Annotated in this window: 16 protein-coding genes; 3 read left to right on the top strand and 13 right to left on the bottom strand. The window is 67.0% G+C overall.

Annotation, left to right across the window (positions count from 1 at the left end):
* The first annotated feature begins 5 nt into the window (after positions 1-5).
* The gene (locus AC1RP5_RS01495) at positions 6-425 is read left to right on the top strand and encodes a hypothetical protein (protein WP_493108790.1); all 420 of its coding nucleotides are present in this window, start codon (positions 6-8) and stop codon (positions 423-425) included.
* A gap of 21 nt (positions 426-446) precedes the next feature.
* Positions 447-842 (top strand): PaaI family thioesterase, encoded by a 396-nt coding sequence (locus AC1RP5_RS01490; RefSeq protein WP_493108789.1) that lies wholly within the window; start codon positions 447-449, stop codon positions 840-842.
* Here AC1RP5_RS01490 and AC1RP5_RS01485 read toward each other — a convergent pair.
* Genes AC1RP5_RS01485 through AC1RP5_RS01470 form a run of 4 tightly spaced genes read right to left on the bottom strand, consistent with a single transcriptional unit; the run spans position 839 to position 3007 of the window.
* Positions 839-1534: a hypothetical protein gene (locus AC1RP5_RS01485; RefSeq protein WP_493108788.1), complete on the bottom strand. Its 696-nt coding sequence runs from the start codon at positions 1532-1534 to the stop codon at positions 839-841. The genes AC1RP5_RS01490 and AC1RP5_RS01485 overlap by 4 nt on opposite strands.
* Positions 1535-1552: 18 nt before the next feature.
* Complete coding sequence (locus tag AC1RP5_RS01480; RefSeq protein WP_493108787.1) at positions 1553-2017, bottom strand: glycine/sarcosine/betaine reductase selenoprotein B family protein; 465 nt, start codon at positions 2015-2017, stop codon at positions 1553-1555.
* 13 nt (positions 2018-2030) lie between these two features.
* A complete protein-coding gene (locus AC1RP5_RS01475) occupies positions 2031-2420 on the bottom strand; it encodes a DUF1330 domain-containing protein (protein WP_493108786.1) in 390 nt (129 codons plus the stop codon).
* The gene (locus AC1RP5_RS01470; protein WP_493108785.1) at positions 2417-3007 is read right to left on the bottom strand and encodes a TetR/AcrR family transcriptional regulator; all 591 of its coding nucleotides are present in this window, start codon (positions 3005-3007) and stop codon (positions 2417-2419) included. Before AC1RP5_RS01470 ends, AC1RP5_RS01475 begins: the two co-directional genes overlap by 4 nt.
* An 82-nt stretch (positions 3008-3089) precedes the next feature.
* Between AC1RP5_RS01470 and AC1RP5_RS01465 the strand changes: the two genes are divergently transcribed.
* Complete coding sequence (locus tag AC1RP5_RS01465) at positions 3090-4016, top strand: DMT family transporter (protein WP_493108784.1); 927 nt, start codon at positions 3090-3092, stop codon at positions 4014-4016.
* 21 nt (positions 4017-4037) lie between these two features.
* On the opposite strand, the gene AC1RP5_RS01460 is transcribed toward AC1RP5_RS01465, so the two are convergent.
* The 9 genes from AC1RP5_RS01460 to mutM all read right to left on the bottom strand — a co-directional run bounded on the left by AC1RP5_RS01460 (position 4038) and on the right by mutM (position 14182).
* Positions 4038-4634 (bottom strand): hypothetical protein, encoded by a 597-nt coding sequence (locus AC1RP5_RS01460; RefSeq protein WP_493108783.1) that lies wholly within the window; start codon positions 4632-4634, stop codon positions 4038-4040.
* The gene (gene gyrB, locus AC1RP5_RS01455; protein WP_493108782.1) at positions 4627-7068 is read right to left on the bottom strand and encodes a DNA topoisomerase (ATP-hydrolyzing) subunit B; all 2442 of its coding nucleotides are present in this window, start codon (positions 7066-7068) and stop codon (positions 4627-4629) included. Before gyrB ends, AC1RP5_RS01460 begins: the two co-directional genes overlap by 8 nt.
* A 22-nt stretch (positions 7069-7090) precedes the next feature.
* Positions 7091-8296 carry a DNA replication/repair protein RecF gene (recF, locus tag AC1RP5_RS01450; RefSeq protein WP_493108781.1) on the bottom strand — a complete coding sequence of 402 codons (1206 nt, stop codon included), beginning with the start codon at positions 8294-8296 and terminating at the stop codon, positions 7091-7093.
* Entirely contained in the window at positions 8293-9411 is a 1119-nt protein-coding gene (dnaN, locus tag AC1RP5_RS01445) for a DNA polymerase III subunit beta (RefSeq protein WP_493108780.1), read from the bottom strand. The genes recF and dnaN overlap by 4 nt, the downstream gene beginning before the upstream one ends.
* Before the next feature lie 210 nt (positions 9412-9621).
* On the bottom strand, positions 9622-11109 hold the full coding sequence (gene dnaA, locus AC1RP5_RS01440) for a chromosomal replication initiator protein DnaA (protein ID WP_493108779.1): 1488 nt from the start codon (positions 11107-11109) through the stop codon (positions 9622-9624).
* The gene (locus AC1RP5_RS01435) at positions 11106-11570 is read right to left on the bottom strand and encodes a rhodanese-like domain-containing protein (protein ID WP_493108778.1); all 465 of its coding nucleotides are present in this window, start codon (positions 11568-11570) and stop codon (positions 11106-11108) included. The genes dnaA and AC1RP5_RS01435 overlap by 4 nt, the downstream gene beginning before the upstream one ends.
* A 594-nt stretch (positions 11571-12164) precedes the next feature.
* A complete protein-coding gene (gene rpsT / locus AC1RP5_RS01430) occupies positions 12165-12428 on the bottom strand; it encodes a 30S ribosomal protein S20 (RefSeq protein ID WP_493108777.1) in 264 nt (87 codons plus the stop codon).
* A 75-nt stretch (positions 12429-12503) separates the two neighbouring features.
* Positions 12504-13286, bottom strand: a complete 783-nt coding sequence (locus AC1RP5_RS01425; protein ID WP_493108776.1) for an enoyl-CoA hydratase — start codon at positions 13284-13286, stop codon at positions 12504-12506.
* A gap of 56 nt (positions 13287-13342) precedes the next feature.
* A complete protein-coding gene (mutM, locus tag AC1RP5_RS01420) occupies positions 13343-14182 on the bottom strand; it encodes a bifunctional DNA-formamidopyrimidine glycosylase/DNA-(apurinic or apyrimidinic site) lyase (RefSeq protein ID WP_493108775.1) in 840 nt (279 codons plus the stop codon).
* Between the last annotated feature and the right edge of the window lie 69 nt (positions 14183-14251).

Genomic DNA, 14251 nt, shown 5'->3' with positions numbered 1-14251 from the left:
CGAACATGAACGCTTCATCCGACCGCCTGCTCCGCCGCACCCTGTGGGGCAACGCCGCCTTCTCCGTGCTGTCCGGCGCGGTGCTGGTGGCTTTCGCCGGGCCCTTCGCGCGCTTCGCCGCGCACCAGCCGGTCTCCGTGGCCGGCCTCGACCTCGCCATCCTGTTCGAGCTGCTGGGCGTGGGCGTCGTGGCCTTCGGCGCGCTGTGCGCCTGGGTCGCCTCGCGGCCCGAGCTGCCGCGCGGCCTCGCCCGCGCGATCTTCGCCGCCGACATCGCCTGGGTGGCGGCCAGTGCGCTGGTGCTGGCGCTGCCGGCCTCGTGGACCACGGCCGGCATCGCGGGCATCGTCGTCGTCGCGCTGATCGTGGCCGACTTCGTGATCCTGGAGTATCTCGGCCTGCGCCGGATCAGCACCGCCAACTGAAGACGACGAGAGGAAACGATCATGGACAAGCTCCAGCACCTGAACGACATCAAGCTGCCCTTCGCCGAGGTGCTGGGGCTCCGGTTCACGGAAGCGAGCGAGACCGGGGTGAAGGCCGAGATGGTCGTGCGCCCCGAGCTCTGCACGCGACCGGCCATCCTGCACGGCGGCGCCATCATGGCCTTTGCCGATACGCTCGGCGCCGCCGCCACCGTGCTCAACCTGCCCGAGGGCAAGGGCACGACGACCATCGAGAGCAAGACCAACTTCGTGGGACCGGCGCCGGTCGGTATCACAGTGATCGGCGAGACCACGCCGATCCATCGCGGCCGCCGCACCATGGTATGGACGACGCGCATCACCACCGCCGAGGGCAAGCTCGTGGCCGTGGTGACGCAGACGCAGATGGTTCTCTAGGCCGGGCGCTTCGCCAGCCGGTGACGCTCGGTCGCGGGGATCAGCGTCAGATTCGCGAGGATCTTGTGTTGAGGATCCTCGCTTGCGGCCAGCTTGGGCTGCAGGGCGAGCAGCGCCTTCCCGAACAGCGTTTCGTCCCAAAGCCAGGCCTTGCGCTTCTTCGACGTGCCGGGATCGGGAAAGGCCGACGCCGCCTCGAGGTAGTAGGCGCGGAGATCGTCGATGGCTTCCTTGAGCGCCTGCGCGGCTGGCAAGCCGCCGGTCAGAGCCTCTGAAAGCAGCGCACCCGCCGCCGGCATGTCGAGGCCGGAAACGCCCGTCGTCGTGCGGCCGGTCTTCGCGACGGCCTGGTCGTGCCAGGTTGCGAGCCGGTCGATCTCGGCGGCGAGCGTGTCGGTCGCCTGCGGCGCCAGGTTGATGGGGCAGGCCCAGCCGGTGAAGTCGGCCTCCTCGGCCACATCCTCCGGATAATCCGCGATCAGCGGCCCGTCGGTCCGCTCCAGCAGCTCCGCCGTGGCGCGCAGGACGCGGCGCTGGAAGTCCGGATCGTCAGGAATGCCGAGCGGACGGCCCAGCTCGAACGTCACCCAGAGGGCGCGCGGCGGACGGATGGTTTCGGTGTGCTCACGCACCAAGCTGATGCCGGCGGTGGGAATGCCCTGACGCTCGAGGAAGTGGCCCAGCGCGCCCACGGCGCGCGTGCAGGCGGGTCAAACAGGGACGAGCAGGGCCGCGTCGACGCCATCCTGCTTCAGCAGGCCGGCGAGATGCTGGGCATGCGGCTCGGCCGCGTCGGGCGGGAAGGCGCCCATGAAGGAGTAGTGAACCGACGCCATCGATCCCACGACGCCTTCGGCCACCAGCTCGCGCAGCCGGTCGATCGGGAACGCCACGTTGTGATCCTGCTGGAAGCCGGTGCGGTCGAAGTTCACCGAGATGTGGCTCATCACCAGGTCGCGCGCCGGCGTCTCGGCGGGAATGACGCGGTAGCTGCCGTCGCCGGGGCGGAACGGCCGGTCGCCGCGCTTGTGCAGCCCGGCCGTCGAGATCAGCACCACGCGGCGCTGGGCGAGCGGCTTGCCAGGCAGGGCTGGCGTGTCGTCATAGGTCGGGCATTCGATGCGCCGGAGATGGTTGGCTTCGACTTCCGGCATGTCGCTGAGACGCTTCACCATGGCGACGAACTCCTCATGTGAATTTGCGATAGGTCTCGCGCGTGGCGACGATGGCGTGGTCGAGGCAGCCGTTCTCGCGCTCGATGTTGGCGGCGGCGTATTCCGGTGAATTCATCATCGCGAGGAAGGCGGCGCGCGAGGGGTAGCGCACCAGCGCGACGTAATCCCAGCGGTGCCGGTCGGGCTCGCCCAGCGCCACTGCCTCGGCATCGCCGGTCCAGATGATGGTGCCGCCCTGTGCCTTGATGAGCGTGATGGTGAGCGCGCTGTAGCGCAGGTAGGCGTCCCAGCCGCTGCCATTGCCGTCGAGCGAACGCTCGCGGAAACGCATCAGGTTCAGCATCACCACGGGAACATCGTCCGGCAGCGCCTTCAGCGCGGCCTCGTTCAGATGGTCGATCATGAAGGTTTCCCCAGCAGGTCGAGCGCCGGCTGCACGACGGCCTCCAGCACCTTGCGGCGCGCCCCGGTGCGCGCCAGCACGCGCATGCCCATCAGCACGCCCAGCAGGTGGATCGAGAGCGCCTCGGCGTCGGTGCCGCGCGGCGTCTCGCCGGCCCGGTTCGCGGCCTCGACATTGCGCCGGAAAAAGGCGCGGATTTCTTCCAGATAGCCGGTGACCACGCGACCGAGTTCGGCATCGTGCGGCGCCACGTCGAGCGCGGAGTTCACCAGCAGGCAGCCCTTGCAGTCGGAATCCTTCAACGAGCGCTCGATCACCTCCGCCAGGAAGGCGCGGATCGCCTCGCGCGGCCGATGGCTGGCCTCGAGGCGTGCGATACGCTCGCGTGTCGAGCGATTGGCGTAGCGTTCGAGGACCCGCTCGAACAGGGCGCGCTTGTCGCCGTAGGCATTGTAGAGGCTGGCGCCGCCGATCCCCATCTCGCGGGCAAGATCGCGCACCGAGGTGGCCTCGTAGCCGCGACTCCAGAAGCACTCGACGGCGGCATCGAGGGCGCGGTCCTCATCGAATTCCTTGAGGCGGGCCATGGTTCGACATGAAAACCATGATTCTGGAGCGAGTGCACTAAAATTCTTGGGCCGCTGGCCCGCTCCGTGCTAGCGCCATTACATGGCCGACACGACGACGGACGCTGCACGGATCACGCGTGAACGCTGGGGCTTCCTGAGCGGCTCGATCATGGCGCTGGGCGCGTCGCTGTCGTTCGCCTCGGCGCGCGCCGGCATCCTGGGCGGGCTCGGCGCCGTCGACATGATCTTCGCCCGCTACGTCGTGGCCGGCGCGATCATGCTGCCGCTGCTCCTGCGCTACGGCATTCGCGACTTCGCCGGGATCGGCCTGCGGCGCTCGCTGATCCTCACCGTGCTGGGCGGCGCGCCGTTCGCGCTGCTGCAGACCGGCGGCTACGGCTTCGCGCCGCTGGCCCATGGCGCGGTGATCGCGCCCTCGACCGTCACCATCGTCAGCACCATCGGCGCCGCGTTGTTCCTGCGCGAGCGACTGAGCCGCGCGCATCTGGTCGGCGCCGCCATCGTGCTGACCGGCATCTTCCTGATCGGCTGGGACGGGCTCACGCAGCCCAGCGGCGAACGCGCCTGGCTGGGCGATCTCCTGTTCTTCGCGTCGAGCGTGTTGTGGGCCGGCTTCACCCTGCTGTTGCGGCACTGGCGCCTGCCGGCCCTGCAGGCGACCGCGGTCGTGGCCGTGCTGTCCTGCGTGCTCACGACACCGCTCTATCTGTCGGTGATGGGCCTCACGCACCTGCAGGCGCTGCCGCTCGGCATGCTGGCGTTCCAGGGGCTGGTGCAGGGCGGCCTGCAGGGCGCGATCACCATGGTGGCCTACAGCCAGGCCGTGATCTTCCTCGGCGTTAGCCGCGCCGTGCTGTTCCCGGCGATCGTGCCGGCGTTGTCGGTGCTGGTCGGGATTCCGATCGTAGGCGAGATCCCGGGCGTGCTGCAGATCGGCGGCCTCTGCCTGGTCACGCTGGGCCTGATGACCACGGTCGGGCTGTTCCGGCGGCTCGGCCTGCGCTGACGCGCGGGCGCGAGCGCGAGATCAGCGCATCAGGGCGGGCACGAAGGCCTGCAGCGAGGCTTCGGCGTCGGCCGTCGTCTGCTGGTGCGACTGGGCCCAGTCGATCCGGATCTTGATGAAATGCTCGCGGAAGCCGGTCAGCAGGAGCTTGCTGTAGACGCGTGAATTAGCCTGGGTGACGCCGCTGTAGGTGATGCAGCGGAAGCTGATCCCGCCATAGGTGCAGGTCGACGGCACCGAGGGCTTCTGGAAGCCGGTGTAGCCCGCGAACTTGAACTGCTGCTCGGCGGAGCTGACTTCGGTGTTGAACTGGGCGATCACCGCCGGGTTTTCGCTGCCCGCCGGCACGCGACGGCCGAGGTCGAACACCTGCACGTTGATGATCAGCCGTTTGGGCGTGGAGTAGTAATAGGCCATGCCCTGGCCGGGATTGTTGGCCGGAGGGGCCGAGTAATTGACCGAGCGCTCGAAGGTGGCGCCGCCCAGGGTCGCCGGGAAATTGAGCTTGGTGCCGGCGTTGGCGGTGGGCGTCGTCGACTGGGTCTGCGCGGCCGCGGGGTGAGCGGCCGCGGCGGCGAGGAGGGCGGCCGCGAGCAGGGCTTTTGCGGTTCTAGACATCGAGGTTCGCCACCTTCAGGGCGTTTTCCTGGATGAAGTCGCGACGCGGCTCGACGACGTCGCCCATCAGGGTCGAGAAGATCTCGTCGGCCTCGTCGGCATGATTGATGCGGACCTGCAGCAGCGTGCGCGCCTCGGGGTCGAGCGTTGTCTCCCAGAGCTGGTCGGGGTTCATCTCGCCCAGTCCCTTGTAGCGCTGGATCGTGACGCCGCGGCGGCCGGCCTCGAGGATGGCGGCGAACAGCTCGGTGGGCGAGGCGATCCGGGTCTCCTTGTCTTTCACCGCGAAGATGCAGGGCTTCTGGTAGACGGCCTGCAGCTCGTCGGCCAGCGCGTCGAGCTTGCGCGCCTCGGCGCTGCGGGTCAGCGGCCCGTCGATCACATGGCGTTCGGTGACGCCGCGCAGGCGGCGCGTGAAGGCGAGGCCGCCGTCGGCGATCGGCTCGCCGACCCAGCCGCGCTCCAGCGGCGAACTCACGACGTCGAGACGGCGCGCGATGTAGTCGGCTGCCTGCTTGGCCAGTTCCGGATCGGACAGCACGTCGGGCTTGAGCGCGCCCGCGATCGCGGCCTGCTCGATGACGGCCTGGCTGGTGACGCGGCGCGACAGGGCCAGCGGCTTCACCAGGTTGGTGACGGAGCGGGCGATGTCCACGGTGCTGCGCAGGTCGTCCTTCGCCAGCACGCTGCCGTCGCCGAGACCCAGCGTAGCGCCTTCGAGGCCGGTCTGGATCAGGTGGTCGTCGAGCGCGCGCTCGTCCTTGAGGTAGATCGCCGACTTGCCCTTGGCCGCTTTGAATAGCGGCGGCTGGGCGATGTAGAGGTGGCCGCGCTCGATCAGGTCGCGCATCTGGCGATAGAAGAACGTCATCAGCAGCGTGCGGATGTGGGAGCCGTCGACGTCGGCGTCCGTCATGATGATGATCTTGTGGTAGCGCAGCTTGTCGAGCGTGAAATCGTCGTGGCCGATGCCGGTGCCGAGCGCCGTGATCAAGGTGCCGATTTCCGCTGAGCCCAGCATCTTGTCGAAGCGCGCACGCTCGACGTTCAGGATTTTTCCACGCAACGGGAGGATCGCCTGGTTGGCGCGGTTGCGGCCCTGCTTGGCCGAGCCGCCGGCCGAATCGCCCTCGACGATGAACAGTTCGGAGAGCGCCGGATCGCGTTCCTGGCAGTCGGCGAGCTTGCCGGGCAGCGAGGAGACGTCCAGAGCACCCTTGCGGCGCGTGAGCTCGCGGGCCTTGCGGGCGGCTTCGCGGGCAGCGGCGGCCTCGACCACCTTGGTGAGGATCTTCTTCGTCTCGGAAGGATGCTCCTCGAGCCACTGGCCGAACTTGTCGCCAACGACCGATTCGACGACCGGGCGCACCTCCGACGAGACCAGCTTGTCCTTGGTCTGCGAGGAGAACTTCGGATCGGGCACCTTGACCGACAGCACGCAGGTCAGGCCCTCGCGCATGTCGTCGCCGGTGAGGCCGACCTTCTCCTTCTTGGAGATGCCGCTCTCGTCGGCGTACTTGTTCAGCGTGCGGGTCAGCGCGCCGCGGAAGCCCGCCAGATGGGTGCCGCCGTCACGCTGCGGGATGTTGTTGGTGAAGCACAGCATCGTCTCGTGATAGCTGTCGTTCCACTGCATCGCGACTTCGACCGAGATGCCGTCCTTTTCACCGCGGATCGACACCGGCGGGTCGTGCAGCACCGACTTGTTGCGGTCGAGATACTTGGCGAAGGCCTCGACGCCGCCTTCGTAATAGAGCTCGGAGACCTTCTGCTCGGCGCCGCGCTCGTCGGTCAGCACGACGCGAACGCCGGAGTTCAGGAAGGCCAGTTCGCGCAGGCGATGCTCGAGCGTGGCGAAGTCGAATTCGGTCTTGGTGAAGGTTCCGGTCGAGGGCAGGAAGGTCACTTCCGTACCGTGCTGGCCCTGGTCGGCCTCGCCCACGATCTTCAGGTCGCCCTCCGGCTCGCCGTGCCGGAAGATCATGTGGTGTTCCTTGCCGTTGCGCCAGATGCGCAGGTCGAGTCGTTCGGACAGCGCGTTCACGACCGCTGCGCCGACGCCGTGCAGGCCGCCGGACACTTTGTAGGAATTCTGGTCGAACTTTCCGCCGGCGTGGAGCTGCGTGAAGATCACGTTGGCGGCCGAGATGCCTTCTTCCTTGTGGATGTCGGTCGGCACGCCGCGGCCGTTGTCGCGCACCGTGGCCGAACCGTCGCCGTGCAGGATGACATCGACCTTGTCGCAATAGCCCGCCAGCGCCTCGTCGATCGCGTTGTCGACGATCTCGTAGACCATGTGGTGCAGGCCGGTGCCGTCGTCGGTGTCGCCGATATACATGCCCGGGCGCTTGCGGACGGCCTCGAGGCCGCGCAGCACCTTGATGGAATCCGCGCCGTAATCGTCGGCGCCCGGCGTCATGTCGTTGTCGCTCATGGTCCTGGCTTTCGAAAAAAGTTCAGATCGCCGCAATCGATCCGTCGGCCACGCGCAGGATCTGCGCCCGGCCGCGGAGCGGCGCAAAGAGTTCGGCATCGGTGCCGGTCATCCAGCTCTGGACGCCCAGCGCCATCACCTCGTCGAACAGCGCCAGCCGCCGCTCGACGTCGAGATGGGCCGCGATTTCATCGAGCAGCAGCAGCGGCGGCCGGCCGCGCGACAGCGCCACCAGCCGGGCATGCGCCAGCGCGATCGAGACGAGGACGGCCTTCTGCTGGCCGGTCGAGCCCTCGGCCGCGGGCAGATCGAGATCGAGATGGCGCACGGCGAGGTCGCTGCGATGCGGCCCACAGCATGTGGTGCCGGCCTCGGCGTCGCGCAACCGGTTGGCGGCCAATTGCGCGCGCAGCCGGTCCTCGACGTCGATCGCGGCCATCGTGGCCACCCAGCCGTCGATCTCGCCGGACATGGCGAGCGAGGCGCGCGGGAAGGGACCGACGCCCAGCCGCGCGGCGGCGTCGAGACGCTGGACGGTATCGGCACGGGCCGCCGCGAGCGCCACGCCATGGCGGGCCATCGTGTCTTCCAGGGCGGTGAACCAGTGCGGGTCGCGGTTGCCTTCGCCCAGCAGGCGGCTGCGCTGGCGCTGCGCGTTCTCGTAAGCCGCGACGTCGCCGGCATGCTCGGGATGCAGCGCCGTCACCAGCCGGTCGAGGAAACGCCGGCGCTCGGTGGCGCCGTCGAGGAACAGGCGGTCGAGCTGTGGCGTCAGCCAGACGGCGGCGACATGCTGGCCAAGCGCGGTCTGGCTCTGCATCGGCCGTCCGTCGATCCGCACGGCGCGGCGCGGCAGGCTGCTGTCGCTGCGGCCGGCTTCAAGGCCGGTGCCGATGGCGACGCGGCCTTCGGGCGTGTCGAGGGTCGCGGCGACCGCCCAGCCGGCGGCGGGCGGCTCCTCACCGCGCGAACGGCGGCAGACATCGTCGAGCTTGGCGCGCCGCAGGCCGCGGCCGGGCGCCAGGAACGAGAGCGCTTCCAGGAGGTTGGTCTTGCCCGCGCCATTGTCGCCCACCAGGACGACCGGCTCGAGGCCGCAGTCGAGGCGGAGCTGGCGGTAGTTGCGGAAGTCGCTCAGGCGGAGCTGGCGCACGGCGAGGAGTGCCGGCGCAGCGCCCGATACGGCGTCGGAAGAATAGGCGAGGGCGCTGGTGGCCTGCGCCGTCATACCCGCATCGGCATGAGCACGTAGAGCGCGCTCTCGTCGGCACCGTCACGCACCAAAGTGGGCGAGCCGGCGTCGGCCATCAGGAAACGGGCTTCGGCGCCCGCGATCTGCTCGGTGATGTCGAGCAGGTAGCGCGAGTTGAAGCCGATCTCGAGGGCCGTGTCCTTGTACTCGACCTCGATCTCTTCCGTGGCGCTGCCGGCGTCCGGGCTGGTGGCCGAGAGCGTGACGATGCCCTTGGCGACGGCCAGCTTGATGGCGCGCGACTTCTCGGTGGAGATGGTCGAGACGCGGTCGACGGCGTGCGCGAATTCCTTGCACGGCACGTTCAGGACCTTGTCGTTGCCGGTCGGGATAACCCGCTCGTAGTCCGGGAAGGTGCCGTCGATCAGCTTGCTGACCAGGGTGACGTTGCCGCTGGAGAAGCGGATGCGGGTGTCGCTCAGTTCGACATCGACCGAGCCGTCGCTCTCGTCGACCAGCTTGCGGACCTCGCCCACGGTCTTGCGGGGCACGATCACGCCGGGGATCTCGCCGGCGCCCTTGGGCAGCGGCACCTCGACCCGAGCCAGGCGATGGCCGTCGGTCGCCACGCCGCGCAGCACCTCGGTGCCACCGGAGGTCGCGGCATGGAAGTAGATGCCGTTCAGGTAGTAGCGGGTCTCCTCGTTGGAGATCGCGAACCGGGTGCGGTCGATAATGGCCTTGAGGTCGGTCGCCGGCAGCTGGAAGCGGTGCGGCAGGTCGCCCTCGCTCATCGCCGGGAAATCGGCCGGCGGCAGGCACTGCAGCGTGAAGCGGGAGCGGCCGGCGCGGATGACCAGGCTGCTGTTGTCCGAGGCCGCCTCGAGCTCGACCTGGGCGCCGTCGGGCAGCTTGCGGACGATCTCGTACAGCGTATGGGCCGGCGCCGTGGTCGAGCCGGTCTTGGAGGCGCTGGCCTCCACCGATTCGGTGATGGCGAGGTCCATGTCGGTCGCGGCGAGGCTCAACCGGCCCTTCTGGGCGGTGATCAGCACGTTCGACAGGATCGGGATGGTGTTCCGACGCTCGACGACACTCTGGACATGGGCCAGGGCCTTCAGGAGGGCCGCCCGTTCGATCGTCAATTTCATGTTTTGGTCGCCGTAGTCAGGGCCGGATTGGGTCGAGTTCTTGGCCCGTTCCAGGGGCCGCGAGAGGCACCGGAGGAACGGTTGAAAAGTATATCACGCGGATGGGCCGCGGGAAGCAATTTCGCTGTTTTTACGGGTGCTTAGGCCCTTGGGTGCCACATAAAACAGGGCCCTTCCGGGCCCTGTTTCACACTTGAATGTGGTGATTCTTCAGCCCTGCAGCTGGCGCTTCAGAAGCTCGACGTCCTCGGCGATCGAGAGGTCGGAAACCTTGAGTTCCTCGATCTTGCGCACGGCGTGCATGACCGTGGTGTGGTCGCGGTTGCCGAAGCGCTTGCCGATCTGCGGCAGGCTGAGCGTCGTGAGCTGCTTGGCGAGATACATGGCGACCTGGCGGGGCCGGGCGACCGAGCGGGCGCGCCGGGGCGAGCTCATCTCGGCCAGCTTGATGTTGTAGTGCGCGGCCACCCGCTGCTGGATCTCGTCGACCGTGACCTTGCGGTCGGCCTGGCGCAGCAGGTCGTGCAGCACGTCCTGCGCCATCTCGACGGTGATCTCGCGGCCGATCAGCTGGCCGTGCGCGACGACGCGGTTCAGGGCGCCCTCGAGCTCGCGGATGTTGGTGCTGATCTTGTGCGCGAGGAACTCGAGCACGGCGGTCGGCACCGGCACGCGGGCATTCTCGGCCTTGGTCTGCAGGATCGACAGGCGCAGCTCGTAGGTCGAGGAGTGGATGTCGGCCACGAGACCGCTGCCGAGGCGCGAACGCATGCGCTCCTCGATGTCCTGCAGCTCGCTCGGCGGCTTCTCCGACGACAGGATGATCTGCTTGTTCTGCTCGACCAGCGAGTTGAACGTGAAGAAGAACTCGTCCTGGCTCGCTTCCTTGCCGCAGATGAACTGCACGTCGTCGACCATCAGCACGTCGACGTTGCGGAACAGCTCCTTGAACTGGCCGGTGTTCTTCGTGCGCAGCGCCTGGATGAAGCGGTTCACGAAGCTCTCGGCCGTCAGGTAGAGCACGCGGGTCTTGGGATCGCGCTCGCGGATGACATGCCAGATCGCATGCATGAGGTGGGTCTTGCCGAGGCCGACGCCGCCGAAGATGTAGAGCGGGTTGCGCTCGGGCAGGGGGTGGTCCTGCTCGGAGATGTTGCGCGCCGCCGCATAGGCGAACTCGTTGGGCTTGCCGACCACGAAGTTGGCGAAGGTGTAGCGAGCCTCGGGAGCCTGCGAGATCTCGTCGGCGCCGCGGCCGATCGAGGGACCCATGCGCGGCATCGGGGTCTGGTGGCTGTTCTGCGAGGACGGCACCGGCGGCATCGCGATGATCTCGTTCGGCCGGCGCGGCGCCGGCGGCGGGACGAGGTTCACCTCGACGTTCTTCACGTCGGCGTTCACCGACTGCCAGTAACCCAGCACGCGGTCGCCATAGTGACGGCCGACCCAGTCGCGCACGAAGCGCGTCGGGGCATACAGACGGAGCTTGCCGTCTTTCAGTTCACCCAGTTCGACCTCGCCGAACCACGTATTGAAGGCCTTGTCCCCTATCTCCTTACGAAGCCGATCGCAGACGCGCACCCAATGCGCTTCGAGCTCTTTCCGGCCCGCAAGTTCTTCCATATCGGCCCCCGCCACAGTGTTCTTTTCGTACGATGCGTTATTGTTGCCCTGGATCGGCATTTGAATTCGATTCACGTCTGTCTCCAAGGAAGCCCCACTGCCTTCCAACCCCTCGTCGCGCCGCGCTTGGCCTGCGCATCGAGAGGGCCCTCAAACCCGTCCACTACATTGAGACACGTACTGTACCCGGCCGCGGCCATGGCTTTCGCCGCCGCGACCGATCTCACTCCACTTCGACACAGGAAGAGCAGCGGGGTCGCCTTGTCCGCCACCGCGCCCGAAAGAGCGGCAACGAATTCCGGATTGACCTGCATGCTCGGAAAGATCTGCCATTCGACCAGGCCGGGCTTCTTGTCGAGGCCGGCAAGGTCGGGCAGGCCGACATAGTTCCACTCGGCGCGCGTGCGAACGTCGATCAGGATCGCGTCCTTGTGCCCGCCGAGAACCTGCCACGCTACTGCAGGAGTCACGTCACCGGCGTAGCCGGCCGCGGGGGACACTTCGTATGTGTCAGCGATCTTGTTGTCTTTCGACATGGCCCCCGCTTTCATTCGTCGAAGCGAGGCGTTGTCCGGCGAGCCAGCGCTCGAAGGCGACACACAACACGGCAAGAGGGAACGAGAGATTATCAGCGAGCGTCGCTTATGTGGGACGCTTCATCTTCTTATCGATCGTCGAACTTGCGAAGCGTTGTGTACCTGTCTCCCTCGTTCGTCGTTTCGATGGAGAGGAATCCCCTCTTCTCCATCTGGCTCGCGATCCAAGCGCCCCACGCCCCGTCGCGATGTCCCGACTCTTATCCAGACTCTCCGGAGTCCGCAAACGATTCACATGCAGAACACCGCACGCTATTCAGACACTTCTCGACGTTGCTCGATTGACAAGTTCTTCGATTCGATTTTGCTCGTCGTGCATCGCGTGATGCCTCTCAACATCTAGCGCTCGACGTCGCGCTTCGTTCGATAAATCCGAATCGTATGTTAGTCGGCGGATCGACGACCAAACGATGATTGAAGAAAAGCGCCGAGATTTTTTTTCGCGAAAGAATCTCGGGCTCGTCATCGCCACAAAAGAAAACGCCGCTCGAAGGAGCGGCGTTCACTAACTCTGAAACGAGGAGGCGAGAAGGATCAGGCCATCGCCTTGATGCGAGCCGACAGACGCGACACGCGGCGCGAGGCGGCGTTCTTCGTCACGATGCGCTTGGTGGCGCCGCGCTGGATCTCCGGCTGCGCCGCACGAAGCGCTTCCTGGGCGGCCTTCTTGTCACCCGAAGCAATCGCCTCTTCGACCTTCTTCACCGAGCCGCGCACGCGGCTGCGGCGGGCCGTATTCACGGCGGTGCGGCGCTCGGTCTGGCGGGCGCGCTTCTCGGCCGACTTGTGATTAGCCATGATAGTCCTCGTTATTCGAAGGGGGCGCTTATACGGACCGTATGAGGGCCGGTCAAGTTCGTCAAAACCGCGAAATCAGCGGTGTTTCCAGCCCGGCTTACGCTTTTCGGCAAAGGCGGCCATGCCTTCGGACCGGTCGTCGAAGGCAAAAGTTGCGTGAAATGTCCGGCGCTCGAAACGAACACCCTCTGAAAGGGTGGTTTCGAAGGCGCGATTGACCGATTCCTTGGCGACCATGGTGGCCGGCAGCGACATGCCCGCGATCTTCTCGGCGGTGGCGATGGCGTCGTCCATGAGCTGGGCCAGCGGCACGACACGGCTGACCAGGCCGGAACGCTCGGCTTCGGCCGCATCCATCATGCGGCCGGTCAGGACCATCTCCATGGCCTTCGACTTGCCGACATAGCGCGGCAGGCGCTGGGTGCCGCCGGCGCCCGGGATGGTGCCGAGCGTGATCTCGGGCTGGCCGAACTTCGCGTTGTCCGCAGCGATGATGAAATCACACATCATGGCCATCTCGCAGCCGCCGCCCAGCGCATAGCCCGCCACGGCGGCGACGATCGGCTTGCGGACCTGGCTCACGCGTTCCCAGCCGACGGTGATGAAGTCCTGCAGGAAGACGTCCTGATAGGACTTCTCCTTCATCTCCTTGATGTCGGCGCCTGCGGCGAAAGCCTTCTCGCTGCCCGTGAGGACCATGCAGCCGATGTTGGCATCGGCTTCGAACGCATCGAGCGCCTGGCCGAGCTCGCGCACCAGATCGGCGCAGAGGGCATTCAACGCTTTCGGACGGTTCAATCGGATGATGCCGACGCGGCCCTTGGTCTCGGTCTGGATGTTCTCGTAGGCAGCCGTCACGTCTTTCCTCCTCACGCCGAATTCGTGCGCCTTGTCCCGGCGCCGGTCTTGGTTAGCTAGCGCTGGCAGCGCGCGCAATAGAAGGTCGAGCGGCCGGCCTGCACCAGTCGCTTGACGGTATGGCCGCAGTCGCGCGTCGGGCAAGCGATGCCCGCCCGGTCATAGACATTGAAGCGCGTCTGGAAGTAGCCCAGCTCGCCGCCGGGCTGGACGTGATCGCGCAAGGTCGAGCCGCCGTCTTCTATGGATCGCAGCAGCACGCGCTTGATCGCCTCGACGAGGCGGTCGGCGCGCTCGCCCTTGACCGTGTGCGCCGAGCGCCGGGGCGAGATGCCGGCCAGGAACAGCGCTTCGCACGCATATATGTTGCCGACGCCCACCAGGGTCTTCTGGTCCAGCAGCGCCGCCTTGATCGGCGTCTTGCGGCCGGCCAGTCGGGCGGTCAGCACCTCGCTGGTAAAGGCATCCTCCAGCGGCTCCGGCCCCAGGCTCTTGAAGTATTTGTGCGCGGGCACGGCCTCGTCGGGGACCAGCACCATCAGGCCGAAGCGGCGGGCATCGTTGAACCGGACCTGCCAGCCATCGTCCATGTCGAAGACCACATGGTCGTGCCGGTCGAGCGGATGGCTGGCCGCGGTTTCGGCATCGTACAGGGTCATGCGGCCCGACATGCCGAGATGGACGATCAGGGTCTGGCCGTCGTTCAGCCGGATCAGCAGGTACTTGGCGCGCCGGTCGATGCCGGTGACGGTGCGGCCCTCGACCTTGGCCGCGAACTTCGCGGGCATCGGCACGCGCAGGTCGCGGCGGCGCTGCTGCAGGCGGACGATGCGGCGGCCGACCAGGCGCGGCGTCAGTCCGCGTCGTACGGTTTCTACTTCAGGAAGTTCGGGCATGTGCGGCGGCCATGTAAGATGCGATCAATGAATGGGCAACACCGCGCATTAAACGTCCTGCGGCTGACC

The organism is Reyranella sp. GW821-FHT12G01 (assembly GCF_058806575.1).
This window is presented reverse-complemented; position numbering and strand designations above follow the sequence as displayed.